A 15,064-nucleotide genomic window follows, 5' to 3' on the forward strand; every position below is an offset into this window, starting at 1 on the left:
CAGGGCTCGGTGGCCGGCGGCACCCAGATCCTGCGCGACTTCCCCCGCTACATCGCCCTCGCCGAGACCGGGCAACTCAACCTGAGCGCCATGGTCTCGCGCACCATCACGCTCGATCAGATCAACGACGGCATCGACCTGCTCGACCGGGCCGACGGCGTCCGATCAGTGATCACCGGCCGATGACCGACCGCAAAGTCCTGCTCGCGCTCAGCGGCATGCTGCTGGCCCTGTTCGTCGCCAACCTCAGCAGTACGATCGTCTCCACCGCACTACCGCAGATGCTCGCGGCTCTGCACGGCTCCCGCACCCAGTACGCGTGGATCGTGACCGCGACCCTGCTGGCCACGACCGCGACCACACCGATCTGGGGCAAGTTCGCCGACCTGTTCCGCAAGCAGAACATCCTCCAGATCTCGGTCGTGGTCTTCGTGGCAGGCTCGCTGGCCTGTGCGTTCAGCCAGAACGCGGGCCAGCTGATCGCCGCCCGGGCACTGCAGGGCGTCGGCGTCGGCGGCGTGCAGGCCCTGGCCGGGATCACCATCGCGGCGATGATCGCACCCCGCGACCGGGGCAAGTACCAGGGCTACCTCAGCGCGGCCACGTCATCGTCGACGATCGGGGGCCCGCTGCTCGGCGGGCTGATCGTCGACACGTCGTGGCTGGGCTGGCGCTGGTGCTACCTGATCGGCATACCCATCGCCGCAGCCGCGATGGTGGTGATCCGGCGGACCATGAACCTGCCGGTTCACCGGCGCGACAGCGTCCGCATCGACTACGCCGGAGCCGCCCTGATCGCCGCCGGCGTCAGCCTACTGCTGATCTGGGTGTCCTTCGTCGACGTCTCCTTCGCCTGGGTGTCCTGGCCGACGGCGGCGATGGTCGGCGGAGCGCTGGTCCTGCTGGCCGCCGCGACCTGGGTGGAGACCCGGGCCGCCGAGCCCGTCGTGCCACCGCGCGTGCTTCGACAGCGCACCACCATCCTGGGCATCGTCGGCAGCCTCGCCGTCGGCACCGGCCTTTTCGGCAGCTCGGTCTTCCTCAGCCAATACTTCCAGCTCAGCCGCGGGCACACCGCGACCGAGGCCGGCCTGCTTTCCATCCCGATGGTTGCCGGCACCCTGATCTCGTCGATCGGCGGCGGCCGCCTGGTCAGCCGGACCGGAAAGGTCAAGCCATTCCTGGTCGCCGGCGCCGTCCTGCTCGCCGCCGGGTTTCTCGGCCTCGGCCTGATCGACCAGCACACCCCGATGCCGCTGATCGCGACCGCTATGCTGGTGGCCGGGCTCGGCACCGGCCTGACCGTGCAGAACTTCGTCCTCGTCGTACAGAACGACACGCACCTCAAGGACATCGGCGCCGCCAGCTCGACGGTCACGTTCTTCCGCTCCCTGGGCGGCGCCATCGGCGTCGCCGTGCTGGGCGCGATCCTGGCCCGCGACGTCGCCCGTCACCTCGCCGCCGACAGCAGCCCAGCGGCCGTCCAGACCGCCTACGGGCAGGCCACCGGCCTGATCTTCCAGATCTGCGCGGCCGTCGCCGTCCTCGGTATCACGGCGGCACTGCTGCTCAAGCCGGTCACCCTGCTGTCGGCCGCCGACCGGGCCACCGCCCTCACCGACGGCAAGGAGCCGATGGCTGAAGCCGCGACCCGATGATGCCCGACCGGACGGCGGCGTGGCCGGAGGCTCCCGTCTTTCGCCGACCCCGTCGTCCGGACCGACCAGGACGACGACCGTTCTGCGCCCGAGCCATCAGCCGGATCAAGCTCGGAGTCGGCGTCACATCGCCGGCGCTGCGTTCGCCAGCCTCAACCCGCCGGCTCCGGGCAGGATCGCCTGTAGTGTCGGCACCGGCAACTCAGCCCGGCACACCGGGGGAACACCGCCGGCGCATTCGCCGAAATATCAGAAGGACTGGACCGACGCCGCCACCAGTCTCATCGACGCGATCAGCGGGCTGCTCGAAGCCCGGATCAGCCAGGACCTTCGCCGACATGGATCTCGCTACGGCTTGGCCGGCTCCGTCGCAGAGACTCCGGCGACGGAACGAGCCATGGCCGCGAGCGCCTCACGCCGCGGCATCGCCTGCAGGCCCGCGAACGACTGCCGATAATGGTCGCTGGGCACGTGCACCGGCTCGCCACCGAGCTCGCTCAACGTGCTGCCCACCACGTCCTCGGGCGACATCAGATGCCGCAAGGTGGCCTTGTCGATGCCCTGCCGGGCAGGCGCCTCGGTGTCCGTTGCCCCCGGGCACACCGTCAGCACGTCGATTCCGGCCGGGGTGAGCTCGCCCCACAGCGCCTCGCCGAGCGCGACGACGTAAGCCTTGGTGGCCGAGTACACCGCCGAATAAGGAACCCCGATCAGGCCTTCCACCGAGCTGGTGAACAGCAACGCGCCGCGGCCACGGCGCTTGAGCGCCGGGGCCAGGCCGTGGGCCAGCCGGGTCGGGGCGGTGCAATTGACCGCCTGCATCTCGGCCAGCGTACGCGGGTCGCCGCCCTCGAAGGCGCCCTTGACCCCGAAGCCTGCGTTGTTGATCACCATGCCGATGTCCAGGTCCCGCACCGCGCCGAGAATCCGGTCCGGCGCACCGGAATCGGCCAGGTCTTCGGCCAGCACCCGGACGTCGACGTCGTGCCTCGCGGTCAGCTCGGCGGCCAGCGCCCGCAGCCGGTCGTCGCGCCGCGCGACCAGGACCAGGTGCAGTCCACGGGCGGCCAGCTCGACCGCGAAAGCGCGGCCGATGCCGGAGGAGGCGCCCGTCACCAATGCGGTGGGGCCGTATCGGTGCAAGAAGTCGGTCATCGCTCGCTCTCTCTCGGTATGAGACGACGTCACGTCAGCGCGACGCCGCCGTCGATCTGCAGGACTTGGCCGGTGATGAAGCCGGCGTGCCGCGACGCGAGGTAGACCGCCGCCGCGCCGATCTCCTCCGGGCGGGCGAAATCGCGCGGCAACGCGCTCCTGCGGCCGAACCCGCGCTCCCCCTCCGCGCGAGGCCGGGCGAACAGCCCCGTCTCCGGGTGGAACCGGCTGCCGCTGCTGGTCTCGGCGGCCGGATCGAGCGGAATCGTCCCGTAGGGTGCGATGGCGTTCACCGTGACCCCGCTGCCACCGACCTCGAGCGCGAGGACCCGGGTGAAGGCGTGAACCGCACCCTTCGCCGCGGAGTAAACCGCCATGTGCGGGTCGCCGATGATTGCCGCCATGGATCCGATGTTGACGATCCGGCCCGTACCGCGCTCGAGCATCTGCGGCAGCACCCGGTGGGTGCACAGCAGCGTGCTGGTCAGATTGAGGTCCAGGTCCGTGCGCCACTGGGCGGGCGTTGATCGTACGAAAGGAGTCACTGCCGCATTCCCGCCGACGTTGTTGACCAGCACGTCGATCCGCCCGAACGCCTCGAGCGCCCGGCTCACCAGCCCGGCGACGGCATCTTCGTCGGTCACGTCGGCGGCATGCCACACCACGCCCGCCGCACCGGCCTGCCCGGCCAACTCGGCGACGCGCTGGCCGGCCTCGGTGTCCCGGCCAGCGAGCACGACCCGCGCCCCCTCGGCGGCGAACGCCAGCGCGGTCGCCCGGCCGATGTTGGCTGTCGCCCCGGTCACCAGGACGACCTTTCCGCGCAGCCCGGACTCCACTGCCCCACCCCCAATTTAAGTCAGTCGACTGACTGGAAACCGTACACCATCGGGAGGAGCCGGTCATGACGGATGCGAGACGACAGACCCGGACGGATCACGGAAGGATTCACCGACCGGCCGAGGAGGTCGTGCCCAGCCCGGCCAAGAGTCCGGCAAGGTGCGGCCTGGCGACCACGCAGATCGGCCAGTCGCGCGCGGCAGGGGAACGTCGGCAAGCATCGAAGGGGTAAGCGAAGTCACCACCGGCCTCGCGCCGTCGACGAGCCCTGGGACTACGACGCCGCCCTGCCCTGTGGGTGGCCGCCGCTGTCCCGAACCCCTTGGCCGTCCCGCTGGTCCTCGGACACCCTCATTGGACTGGAGATCGCGCCCGACCAGCTCCACGTCTACCGATCATGGCGGGCCGCGCCCCGGAAGCCGATGAGACTCTGGCCCGGGTGGGCACCTGGCTCTCGGCCAAGTTGGGCCTCCCCGCCCGATAGTCGAAGGAGAACCTCAGAGTCCGTTCGCGCCGAGCCGGTCCTGGACTGCCTTGGCGGACGCGGCGACCAGACCCGAGTCGGCCCCGGCGGCCTGTTCACGCAGGTCGCGGGGCCGTTCTCGAAACAGCGTTCAGGGGGAACATTCGCACGGGAGCGGTCAGGAGATTGGCATCGCCTCCCGTGCTGAGGGCGCCGCTCGTGACGTAGACCATTCCGCTGTGCACGGCCACGGCTGTCGTGTTCTGCAAGCCGTCACCACTGTCCAGGACGATCACCGGCGGCTTCCCCGGATTGATCAGGGCGAGCTGGCTCGGAATGTTGAGTGCCGCCAAGAGCTGGTCACCGCGACCGGTGAAGGCGAAGTCGTCCACGCTGTCGAGTCCAGTCACCTCGACTTTGTCCGGTCCGGCCGCCCCGCTGCGGGTGATCGGGATCCGGACGATGGTCCCCTGATCGAGGTTGGACGCCCACACGGCGTGATCGTGGACCTTCACCCCGTTGGCGCCGAAGAAGGTGGTCGGTGCGAGGCTCGGCCGGACGGCCCACGCCGTTGCCTTCCCGCCGAGCGGTCCGACCTTCCATATCCGGCCGAGCGCAGAGTCAGTGATGTAGAAGTTCCCGGTGTGTTCATCTCGGGTCAAGCCGTTGAGGAAACTTGTGGCCGGCATGGCCGCGATACGAACGGGTTTGCCGCCCCGGTGAAGTCTCCAAAGGCCGGTAAGTGCGCTGTCGCCGGCTGAGTAGAGAAAATAGAGCGTTCCGTCCTTCGTGCGCTCCACGCCAGTCACGGAGGCTTGTCCGGTCGGAGTGCTTTTGCCGCCGTCCGCGGGTAGCGGCATAGTCGCAAGTATTTGCACGTAGCCCTCATTGGTGACGTGCGCCAGCTGCCTCGACACGATGAAGCCGACATCCGCGGATCCGTCGGGCTCAACGACCACGCTCTCCGCCGTCTGTCCCGCTGCACGGTCGAAGTGGGCGATAATCCGTGGCGCGGGCGGCGTTTTTGTCGATTCGATGGGATGAGTGCCGGGGACCGAGTTAGTGAAGGCCATTGCTATGGCCATTCCCGCGGCGGGGATAAAGAATGGTGAGAACAACGTTGCCTCCAAGGGGCTGGCAGGGCTTCGGCTTGTCGCCCGCCCTTGCTCTGTACCTGTTTCAGAAGGGATGTCGGGCGGCTGTTACCGCAGCCGCGAGTTCCAGCGAACGTGCCCGGTCATCGAGGCTGTGCAATTGGGTCGTGAGCATGAGTTCGTCGGCGGCCGTGCGATTGAGCAGGTCGGCGATCGCGCGGCCGGCGTGCTCGTGATCTCCGACCGCTTGTCCCGCCCGGCGCCGGTCGGCGAAGCGGCGCTGCTCTTGAGTCCATCGATGACCGATGACCTCATCTCGCGAGGGAAAGCGTGCTGGCGGGTTGCCAGTGGTGAAGAACCGGTGGAAGTACAGGTCCGCCGAGCCGGCTTGGACTGCCGCTTCATCGTTGGTCGCCGCTACGACGGCCAGCAGGGTCACGAGCGTGTACGGCCGTTCGAGCGTCGGGGAAGGCCTGAAGTTCGCACGGTAGTGGGCGAGGGCGGCCGCGACATCGCCACGGCCGAAGTGGTGGGCGAACGCGAACGGCAGGCCGAACACGGCAGCGACAGTTGCGGCTGCTTCCGACGTTCCGAGGACCCAGACGGCAGGTGGTTGTGCGGCCTGCGGAGCGACGTGGATCTGGCCGTACCGGCGTCCGCTGGGGAATCTCCCGGTCAGGAATCCGACCAGTTGATCGACGCGATCGGCGAAGTCGTCCGCACCGTAGTTTTTCAGGTGGCGATCGAACACAGCCGCGGTAGCGGCGTCCGGTGGCGCAGCCCGCCCCACCCCGAGATCGATACGGCCTGGGTGCAGCGCGGCCAGGGTGCCGAATTGCTCCGCAATCACCAACGGGACATGGTTCGGGATCATCACTCCGCCTGACCCGACCTGGATCGTCGTCGTGGCACCGGCAACCGCGGTCGCGGTGACTATGGGGGCCGAGCCGGCGCCGGCGGTGGGGCCGTGATGCTCCGCGAGCCAGTACCGCGAGTATCCAAGACGTTCCGCGTGACGTGCCAGGTCGACGCTGTCGGCGAGGGCTTGCTCGGCTGTGTGCCCGACCATGACCGTGTCCAACGCTGCCAGGCGGGGGCGTCCGGGGGTGGTCACGGAGCCCGCCGCAATTTTGTACTCAAAGATACAATCACGAGGCAGGACTGTACCAGGCGATACAGAGAGGCGGGGGGTGCACTAAGCTTCTTGTCGTGGCCACGGAACCGACGACCGCGCGCGGCCGGGCGACGCGCGCTCGCATCCTCCAGGCAGCCAGCGAGCTGATCTTCCGCAACGGTGTCGGCGCCGTCCGGCTTGACGACGTCGAAGCTGCTGCCGGAGTCGGGCGCAGCCAGCTCTACCACTACTTCACCGACCGCGACGACCTGGTTCGTGCGGTGGTCCACGCGACGATCGACACCGTGCTCGCCATGCAGAAGCCCCGGTACGCAACCCTCGACTCACTGCTTCGGATCGACGAGTGGTTCGAGAGCATCATCGCGAACGGGATTCGTCCGGAAGGCGTCGGCGGCTGCGCGATCGGCCTGCTGGCCGCCCAGCTCAGCGAGCATGATCACGTCACCAGGCAGGCTTTCCTGGATGCCTTCACTCGTTGGGAGGCACCTCTGATCGAAGGACTCTCCCGCATGCAACAGCGTGGCGAACTGGCGGTCGGCGCGGACGTGGTCGAGCTGGCGGACCTGACCATGGCTGCCATTCAGGGAGGGCTTCTACTGGCCCATGTGCGGCGCTCTCCTCACCAGATTCGGCTCGCTCTCCAAGGCGCTCGTGCAGCCTTACTCGCCTCGACGGCTAGCAGCGCACGGCCGGATGACATGTCCGGGGCCTCAGCCGGCGATCTCTCGCCCTGACGTTTGCGCCGTCGACCAGGCTGACTGCGGCTGGTAACGCTCGTAATCGGCTGGTTTTCAGACGCAGGCGACCGCTGAGGCCCACAGACCCTGAGATGGACGTCCGACACGGCGTTCAGGAACGTCGGCGCCTTAGCAACAGGCTGCCGCCCGCGCCCAGGGACACGAGTCCCAGACCTGCAGCGGCGCTGATGCCGGTAACGCCGTCGAGCAAGAGCAGGACGGTGACAGCCGCCGCAAGGTTGAACAGGAACAGGAACCACAGCACCGGGCCGGTGCCCAGGAAAGTCTTGATCGGCTCCTTTCTAGCGATGAGAGTGCCGGTGACCAGCGAGAGAGCGGGCCCGCCGTAGGTCGCGAGGTCTCGGGGCGGCCCATCGGGCACGTTGCCCGCCGCGAAGCAGCAGACCAGGCCGACGACGAACAGCAGCCAGAGCGAGGTCCGGAGGAGGCGCTTGATCACGGTCATCCGAACGTCACCACGACCTTGTCCGCGGCGCCCGGAGTGGTGGCCAGGGTCAGGGCGTGGGACACCTCGTCGAACGGGACGGTGTCGCTGATGATGTGCGCGTACCTCGGCCAGTCGCGCACGATGTCCGCGGTGACCTCGAAGATTTCGCGCGGGTAGCCGACCGCCAGGGCGATGGTCAGCTCGGTGGTCAGCAGGGTGCCGAGGTCGATCGGGACGGGGTTCTTGTGTACGGCGACGATGCCGAGGGTGGCGCCGTGCTTCGCCGTCCTGGTCACCGTGTCGAGGACCGCCGGGACGCCGGCCGCGTCGAGGTAGATGTCCGTGCCGGCGCGGACGCCCCGGGTGGAACCGGCCGCGCCCGGGCCGTGCAGGTCGATGAGCCGGGCCGCGGTGTCCTCCCGTGCCGAGTCGATGACGGCGTCGGCGCCGACGAGCAGCGCCTTCTCCAGCCGGCCGGGCAGGATGTCGGCGACCACGACGTGAGCGCCAGCCAGCTTGTAGCTGATGGCCGCGCCGAGGCCGATCGGGCCTGCGCCGAAGACGACGACCCGGTCGCCGGCCTTCGGGTTCGTCCGGTTGACGGCGTGCCGGGCCACCGCCATCGGCTCGTTGAGCGCGGCCACCGCGAACGGGACGTGTGCCGGCACTGTCACCAGCTGCCGGCCGACCTCGGCGTCCCGGATCACCAGGAACTCCGACAGTGCGCCCTGGGCCCCGCCGCTGCCGATGAACCCGTCGGCGGCAGCCATGGTGTCGATGACCACGTGATCGCCGACCGTCAGCCCGGCCACCTGGTCACCGACCTCGCAGATCTCGCCCGCCGGTTCGTGGCCGATCGGGGTGGCGCCCCGGCGGGGCGGGATGCCGCCGACGGCGATGTAGAGCCCGTCGGAGCCGCAGATCCCGCACGCCCGCACCCTGACCAGGACGTCGCGCGGGCTCACCGCGGGCCGGTCGACGTCGATCACGGCCGTGCTGCCGGGGCCGGTCACCAGTACCTGCTTCATGATCCATCCTCGGGTCGGGAAACGTTGTCCGGATCCACGCTCGCCGGTGCCGGAGTTCGGGGAGACCCGCGGATGGATGACCTACGGATACCGCAGACGCGGTATGTGCCGGCCGGGCGACGGTGCGAGGATCGCCTGGTGACGAGCGCGGAGCGGTGGCGGCGCGGGCACCAGCTGCTCGAGGCCGCCACGATGACGATCATCGGCCTGGCGGCAGCCGTGGAGCTGATCACGGTGGCGCAGGCGTGGCCGGCGTGGAACGGGATGCTCGCGCTGCTGCTCGCCGTCGCCGGTGCCGGGGTTCTGCGGCTGCGGCCCGGGCTGAGCACCGGCCTGCTCGCCGCCGCGCCGCTGGTAGCGACGGCGCTGGGCTGGAATCCGATCGCCACCTGGAACATCGGCGTGTTCGCGGCCCTCGTGCTCACCCTGCGCGGCGCCCCGGCGCTGCGCATTGGCGCGGTGATCGGCGGCGCCAACCTGGTCGCGACCGGCCTGGCGGCGGGCACGCTCGCGGTCAACACCGATCCGGGCGCGGCGGTGTCGGCGGTGTCGGCGATCGCCGCCGCGGCGGCCGGCAGCGCGATCCGCACCCGGCGGCAGTATCGCCGGGAGCTCGAACTGCGGGCCGAGGACGCGGTCGCCAACCGGGCGGCGGCGGTGCAACGCGGTGTGGCCGAGGAACGCATCCGCATCGCCCGGGACCTGCACGACAGCTTCGGCCATCAGATCGCCGTGGTCAGCATGCACCTGGGCGCGGCCGAGGTGCACGGCGAGGATCCGGCCGTCCGCGCCGACCTCCGCGCCGCCCGTACGGCCGTGCAGGCGGTGCTGGCCGAGACGCAGCAGATCCTGCGCGTGCTACGGGTCGGCGCCGAGGCGGACCCGGTCGGCGCGACCCCCAGCCACGAGCGGATTCCCGACCTGATTGACACCTTCCGCAGCGGAGGCCTGCTGATCGACGCCGTGCTCGACGGGCCCGCCGAGCCGCTGCCGCCGGAGGTCAGCGCCGCGACGTTCCGGATCACCCAGGAGGCGCTGACCAACGCCCAGCGGTACGGCGCGGGCCGGGTGGTGCTGACGGTCCGGGCGAGCGCGGCGGCGATCAGCGTCGACGTGGTGAACCCGATCATGACCAAGCGGCCGTCCGGCCTCGGCGGCAGTGGACTTGCCGGGATGCGGGAGCGGGCGTCGTCGGTGGGCGGGCGGCTCAACGTACGCGACGACGGGCACTTGTTCCAGATCAGTGCCGAGCTGCCGGTACGCCGGGGTGCGCTGCGATGAGCGTGCGGATCCTGCTCGTCGACGACCAGGAGATCATCCGGGCCGGGCTGCGGACGATCCTCACGGCCCATCCGGAACTGACCGTGGCCGGCGAGGCCGCCGACGGGCTGGCCGCGCTGCGGATGCTCGCGGCCCTGGACGCCGACGTGGTCCTGATGGACCTGCGGATGCCGGGCATCGACGGGGTGGAGACGACCCGCCGGGTCCGGGCCGCCCATCCGCACGTGCAGATCGTGGTGCTCACGACGTTCGACCAGGACGAGAACGTGCTGGCGGCGCTGCGGGCCGGCGCGGTCGGCTTCTTCAACAAGGCGGCCGGCCCGGAGGAACTGACCGCCGGCATCCTGCGGGTGGCCGCGGGCGGACGGGCCCTGTCGCCGGGCGCGCTCGACGCGGTGGTCAACCACGTGGCGGACGACCGTGCCCCGGGCGACCCGGCGGCGCGGGCCCGATTCACCGAGCTGACCGCCCGGGAGCTGGAGATCGTGGCGATGATCGTCGAAGGGCTGGACAACGCCCGGATCGCCGCCAGGGAACACCTCTCGCCGCACACCGTGAAGACCCACGCCAACCGGGCCATGGCCAAAGCCGGCGTCCGTGACCGCGCCCAGCTGGTCTCCCTGGCCGTCCAGGCCGGATTCCGGCCTGGACGGCCAGACGGTCAATGAGCCTTTCAATATGGCCGGCGGCACTCCCTTGCACCGGTCAACGGCATGGACGCTCGGGCCGCGAGGCCAGGTTGAAATTGCCCATGTGCCAGCCTGGAGGCGTCGGGTCTCTACTCGACCTGCTTGACGAGGTGTTCGAACTCGCGATCGCGTTGGGTGCGTCGCTCATTGAGCGCGTAGACGACGCAGAATTCCTGGCCGTCGGGTGCGCGCATGATGACCCGGCGAAAGGCGTCGCGATCACCTCGGATCCCGCTTACCTCGCAGCGGTCGCCGCGGAGATCAATGACCGGCCCCGTAAGATCTTCGACTGGAAGAAACCCTCCGAGGTATTCACCGAACTCGTAGAGTCACATGCTTCCACTGCCTGAATCTGCCCTCCTGTGCCGGAGTTGGCCGTCAGTAACTGGACAAGCGCGGCATTCATCCTTCCCCGAGAATCCAGAATTGCGGCTCCGCGAGTCGTTAGGTGATGATGCGCCGGACTGCGGCGATCTTGTTCTTCCAGCTGGCGAGGGTGCTGATTTTGACGACGTCGCCGGTGCGGGGGGCTTGGACGACGAGGCCTTGGCCGATGTACATGCCGACGTGGCGGGGCCGGCTGCGCGAGCCGAGGCTGCCGGCGATGAAGACGAGGTCGCCGGGGGCGACGGCGGAGACGTTGGTGACGGCGACACCGTTGTGGACCTGGTCGAGGGTGGTGCGGTCGATGCGCACCCCGGCGTGGCGGTAGGCCTGTTGCATGAGCGAGGAGCAGTCGCATTGTCGGCTTTTGACGCCGGAGTGCGGTGCGGTGCAGTCGCCGCCGAAGGTGTAGGGGGTGCCGCGCTGGGCGAGGGCCCAGGCGATCGCGGTGGCGACGACCGGTGAGGTGCCCGGGGGCAGGGTGAGCCCGTCGGGCAGGGTGACGTCGCCTGTGTCGGGCAGGCCGTCGCCTTCGTCGGCGCACGTGCTCAAGTCGGTGCTGGGCGCGGCGGGGATCTCGGTGCCGAATTGGGCGGCGAGCTGGGTGGCGAGGGTTTCCCATTTCGCGTACGCGTTCGGGTAGGCGCTGCGTTGGACGGCTTGGGCGGCGTCGGTGAGCGCGCGGGTCTGCCAGCCGGGGACGCGGACGAGGCGGTTGTAGAAGGAGTTGCTCGCGTAGACGGGGTCCAGGATCTGCGACGGTGTGCCCCAGCCCTGTGACGGGCGTTGCTGGAAGAGCCCGAGGCTGTCGTGGTCGACGGCGGTGTCAAGGTTACGCAGCGTGGATTCCTGCAGCGCGGTGCCGAGAGCGATGACGGCCGCGCGCACGGGCAGTTTGCGGCTCATGGCCACGGCGTAGATGGTGCGGGCGTTGCCCATCTGGGCCGTGCTGAGGTTGCCGATCGCGATCGGTGACCCGCCGCCTGCGCCACCGTCGCCGGTGGTGGTGTCGGCGGGCAGGGTGCAGGCGGCCGGTTCGAGCGCGCCGGATCCGGCGGCGCCGACGGCGATCGCGGTGGTGAGCATGACCGGCAGCAGCGCGCCGCAGGCGATCAGCAGGCGGGCTTTCACGGCGCGTGGCCGCGGGGCGAGGCAGAGGGCATGAGGGGGCCGTCCGGCGGGTGCGTGAGGGGTGGCGGACCCGTCCGGCGGTGGTGATCAGCCAGGTCGGGGCCGTCAACGTACGCGACCTTTGCCCTTATCGGTCAAGAAGCGGCTAATCGACGTATTAGCGGCTTTGTTTCGTCCGTTCGGACGGCTTGTTCCCCGGCCTGCCGCATGGCACGTGCGCGTCTTCCGCTGGGCCCGCAACATCCTTGACGGCCGGGCGCCGGTAGCCCCACGTCACGAAGCCGAAACCGTAGACGTCCGATTCGCTCAGGTAATCCGGAATTTTCATGTTTTCTCTTGACGGAGAACCGTCACGCTCGGTTATGTTCTTCGTCCACCCCTCGCCGGGATCAACTCAGAAACCCTCCTGAGCTGGCGTTATGCGGCGAGCGGCCGGTTGTTGAACATGACCCTCCGTGACCCCTCCTGGAGTTTGTGATGTCTGCTGTGACGGCTGTTCTGGACGTTCTGAGCGCTCCGCTGCCGAACCCCGCGCCGGCGGATCCGACCGGCGGTAACGCCGCGATTCAGCTGCTCATCTCGTACGTGAAGTGGGGTGTGCTGATCGTGTGCGCCGTGGTCGCGGTCGCGTCCGGTGCGTTCATGGCCTGGGGCAGTGCCTCGGACCGCCCGGACGCCTCCAGCAAGGGCAAGCGCGCGCTGTTGTGGTCGGTGGTCGGGCTGATCGCCTCGGCGGTCGCGATCCCGATGATCAACGCCGTGCAGACCGCGACCAGCTGAGCCAGGTCCACCGTGTCGAACTCTTTCCTGAACGCGCCCCGGCGCGGCCGGCGCTTGGCCGTCACGGCGGCCGGTGCGGCGCTGGTGGCCGGAGTGGCGGTGGCAACCGTGGTGGCCGGACAGCACGACGACGCCCCGGCACCCGCCGCGCCCGGCGAACCGGCTATCTCGGCGCAGGCGCCCCTCGCGGTTGCGCCGGTGCCGGTGGCATCAGCGTCATCACCGGCGACCGTGCCGGTGACGCTGGTGGCCGGAGCCCGGCGGGTCAACGACGTCGAGGTCGGGTTCCCGCACAACGCGGCCGGCGCGGTCTCGGCGGCCGTCGAGTACGCGACCCAGCTGGGTTCGACGTTGGACCCGCAGCGCGCCTCCGACATCGGCGAGGCGATCGGCGACCGCAACTCCGGCATGCTGCCGGCGGTGTTCGCGCAGGGCCCGCTCAACTCGCGCCACAAACTCGGACTGCCGGAGACCGGGCTGCTGCCGACGGGCGCATCGATGACACTCGGCCCGGTCTCCTACCAACTGCGGGACCAGGGCAAGGACCGGGTGACCGTGCTGTTGCTCGGCTACATCACGACCATCACCCCGGCGCAAGGACTCAAGAACGCGGTCGGGGTGTTCCCGGCGCCGCTGGTCTGGTCGGACGGGGACTGGAAGCTCGTGCGCCGCGCGCCCGACGCCCCGGACTACGCGGAGCTGCGGTTCGCCCCCGGCAGTACGGAAGCGGTCGCAGCCGGCTGGCTTCCCCTGGTCGCCTGACCACCGTCTGGGTTTCTTCCTCTCCATTCTTTCTTTGCTCGCCCTCATTGCTAGGGGGATTCGCTGTGCCCTGCGATCTTTCATCGCCGCTGGATTGCAAGCCCTCGGACATGGTCAGCGACCTGGTCGGTGATGCCACGTCGTCGGCGTGGGAGTCGATCTGCAAGTCGTTCGCCGAGGCCGCCGTGAGCTTGTTGAAGAGCTTCGCGGAAGGCTTCGCCGCGTTCCCGAATGTCGACCTGAGCTCCAACGGAGTGCGTAGCGTCTACAGCATCAGCCTGGGCATCGCCGTGTCGGTGGCGGCGGTGCTCATGCTGATCCAGATCGCCCGCACGGTGATCACCCATGACGGCAACGCGTTCGCCCAGGCCTTCATCGGCCTCGGCAAAGCCGGCCTCGCCTTCCTCATCACGCTGACCGCGGCGAGCACGGCGTTGGTGGCCGCTGACGGGCTGACGGCGTTCATCATCCAGTCCAGCTTCGGCAGCCCTGAAGGTTTGACGACGAAGCTGACCACGATCTTCGAGCTGTCCGGCACGATGGCGCCGTCGCTGATGCTGCTGCTGGCGGTGATCGGCATCGTGCTGGTGCTGGTGTTGTGGTTCGAGATGCTGCTGCGTAACGCGGCGATCGCCGTGCTGATCGGGACCTCGCCGATCGCCGCGGTCGGGCAGATCTCGGAGCTGACCCGGCAGTGGTGGTCGCAGCTGGTCGGCGCCACCGTCCGGCTGATCATTTTGAAGCCGGTGATCGCGTTGGTGTTTGCGGTCGGGTTCGGGATAACTGGCAACGAGAACAAGGACCTCGGCGCCGTCCTGGCCGGCATGTTGATCCTGTTGCTGGCGGGGTTGGCGTGGCCGGCGATCGCCCGGTTCTTCACCTTCGCCGCCGCGCACACCGGCGGCCCCGCCGGATTGGCTGCGGTGCTCGGCTACGGTGCGGGCCGCGCCCAGAACGCGGGTTCGCCGGGTGGGGTGAGTCCGGAGCAGTTCGGCCGGCATGCCGAGGCTCGCACGATGAACTCGTTCGCGTCGCGCTCGGCTGAAGGCGCGGCAGCCGGTGGCGGCGAAGCCGCCGCGGGAGCCGGTGCTTCCGCTGGGGCGGGTGCCACGGCCGGAGCCGGCGCGGGTGCGGGTGCGGCGACGGCGGCCGGTACTGGGGCTGCGGCTGCTGCGGGTCCGGCTGGGGTGATGGCTCTGGCGTTGATCAAGGGTGCGCAGATGGCGCAGCAGGCGGCCAACAGCATGGTCGGGCGCATGGAACAGACCGCCGGGCACGCCGGTCTGTCCGGCGCGACCTCGTTCGCGCGCCCGGCCGGGCAGGTGACTACTGCGCCGTTGTCCTGGGACACCGTCGCCGGCACCACGCCCGGGGCCCGAGCCGTCGAACCCGGCGGCAGCGAACCGGCCCCCGCACCGTCCACCGGTCGTGGCGGTGGGGCGGGCGAGCCGCCGTTGCGGCCCGCTACCCCACGTGCGG

At 69.7% G+C, this 15,064-nt stretch carries 13 protein-coding genes and 3 pseudogenes; 9 read left to right on the forward strand and 7 right to left on the reverse strand.

Features of this window, described 5'->3' with window-relative positions; translation table 11 throughout:
- Positions 1-186: pseudogene (locus tag RBH18_RS38260) on the forward strand (hypothetical protein); the annotation flags it as partial.
- Positions 183-1,658, forward strand: a complete 1,476-nt coding sequence (locus RBH18_RS38265; protein ID WP_306215395.1) for an MFS transporter — start codon at positions 183-185, stop codon at positions 1,656-1,658. The pseudogene RBH18_RS38260 and the gene RBH18_RS38265, both read left to right, overlap by 4 nt.
- Before the next feature lie 348 nt (positions 1,659-2,006).
- On the opposite strand, the gene RBH18_RS38270 is transcribed toward RBH18_RS38265, so the two are convergent.
- The 4 genes from RBH18_RS38270 to RBH18_RS38285 all read right to left on the reverse strand — a co-directional run bounded on the left by RBH18_RS38270 (position 2,007) and on the right by RBH18_RS38285 (position 6,324).
- Positions 2,007-2,813 carry an SDR family NAD(P)-dependent oxidoreductase gene (locus tag RBH18_RS38270; RefSeq protein WP_306215396.1) on the reverse strand — a complete coding sequence of 269 codons (807 nt, stop codon included), beginning with the start codon at positions 2,811-2,813 and terminating at the stop codon, positions 2,007-2,009.
- A gap of 29 nt (positions 2,814-2,842) precedes the next feature.
- Positions 2,843-3,619: an SDR family NAD(P)-dependent oxidoreductase gene (locus RBH18_RS38275; protein WP_306215397.1), complete on the reverse strand. Its 777-nt coding sequence runs from the start codon at positions 3,617-3,619 to the stop codon at positions 2,843-2,845.
- Between the two features lie 613 nt (positions 3,620-4,232).
- Entirely contained in the window at positions 4,233-5,189 is a 957-nt protein-coding gene (locus RBH18_RS38280) for an NHL repeat-containing protein (protein WP_306215398.1), read from the reverse strand.
- 106 nt (positions 5,190-5,295) lie between these two features.
- Positions 5,296-6,324, reverse strand: coding sequence for an MsnO8 family LLM class oxidoreductase (locus RBH18_RS38285; protein ID WP_306215399.1), 1,029 nt, complete (start codon positions 6,322-6,324; stop codon positions 5,296-5,298).
- Positions 6,325-6,419: 95 nt separating this feature from the next.
- Between RBH18_RS38285 and RBH18_RS38290 the strand changes: the two genes are divergently transcribed.
- The gene (locus RBH18_RS38290) at positions 6,420-7,079 is read left to right on the forward strand and encodes a TetR/AcrR family transcriptional regulator (RefSeq protein WP_306215400.1); all 660 of its coding nucleotides are present in this window, start codon (positions 6,420-6,422) and stop codon (positions 7,077-7,079) included.
- A 115-nt stretch (positions 7,080-7,194) separates the two neighbouring features.
- On the opposite strand, the gene RBH18_RS38295 is transcribed toward RBH18_RS38290, so the two are convergent.
- Positions 7,195-7,548 carry a hypothetical protein gene (locus tag RBH18_RS38295; RefSeq protein WP_306215401.1) on the reverse strand — a complete coding sequence of 118 codons (354 nt, stop codon included), beginning with the start codon at positions 7,546-7,548 and terminating at the stop codon, positions 7,195-7,197.
- On the reverse strand, positions 7,545-8,558 hold the full coding sequence (locus tag RBH18_RS38300) for a zinc-dependent alcohol dehydrogenase (protein ID WP_306215402.1): 1,014 nt from the start codon (positions 8,556-8,558) through the stop codon (positions 7,545-7,547). Before RBH18_RS38300 ends, RBH18_RS38295 begins: the two co-directional genes overlap by 4 nt.
- Positions 8,559-8,696: 138 nt before the next feature.
- Here RBH18_RS38300 and RBH18_RS38305 point away from each other — a divergent pair, with 138 nt between their 5' ends.
- The 3 genes and pseudogenes from RBH18_RS38305 to RBH18_RS44265 form a co-directional block, all read left to right on the forward strand.
- Complete coding sequence (locus RBH18_RS38305; protein ID WP_306215403.1) at positions 8,697-9,839, forward strand: sensor histidine kinase; 1,143 nt, start codon at positions 8,697-8,699, stop codon at positions 9,837-9,839.
- Positions 9,836-10,507 (forward strand): response regulator, encoded by a 672-nt coding sequence (locus tag RBH18_RS38310; protein ID WP_306215404.1) that lies wholly within the window; start codon positions 9,836-9,838, stop codon positions 10,505-10,507. The genes RBH18_RS38305 and RBH18_RS38310 overlap by 4 nt, the downstream gene beginning before the upstream one ends.
- 227 nt (positions 10,508-10,734) lie before the next feature.
- Positions 10,735-10,878: pseudogene (locus RBH18_RS44265) on the forward strand (IS30 family transposase); the annotation flags it as partial.
- A gap of 94 nt (positions 10,879-10,972) precedes the next feature.
- Here RBH18_RS44265 and RBH18_RS38320 read toward each other — a convergent pair.
- Complete coding sequence (locus tag RBH18_RS38320) at positions 10,973-12,043, reverse strand: C40 family peptidase (RefSeq protein ID WP_306215406.1); 1,071 nt, start codon at positions 12,041-12,043, stop codon at positions 10,973-10,975.
- Positions 12,044-12,529: 486 nt separating this feature from the next.
- Here RBH18_RS38320 and RBH18_RS38325 point away from each other — a divergent pair, with 486 nt between their 5' ends.
- The 3 genes and pseudogenes from RBH18_RS38325 to RBH18_RS38335 form a co-directional block, all read left to right on the forward strand.
- Positions 12,530-12,823: a hypothetical protein gene (locus RBH18_RS38325; RefSeq protein ID WP_306215407.1), complete on the forward strand. Its 294-nt coding sequence runs from the start codon at positions 12,530-12,532 to the stop codon at positions 12,821-12,823.
- Positions 12,824-12,835: 12 nt separating this feature from the next.
- Positions 12,836-13,585, forward strand: coding sequence for a hypothetical protein (locus tag RBH18_RS38330; RefSeq protein ID WP_306215408.1), 750 nt, complete (start codon positions 12,836-12,838; stop codon positions 13,583-13,585).
- Between the two features lie 110 nt (positions 13,586-13,695).
- Positions 13,696-15,064, forward strand: a pseudogene (locus tag RBH18_RS38335) (hypothetical protein); the annotation flags it as partial.

The sequence above is a fragment of the Actinoplanes oryzae genome (genome assembly GCF_030757795.1).
GTDB lineage: Bacteria > Actinomycetota > Actinomycetes > Mycobacteriales > Micromonosporaceae > Actinoplanes.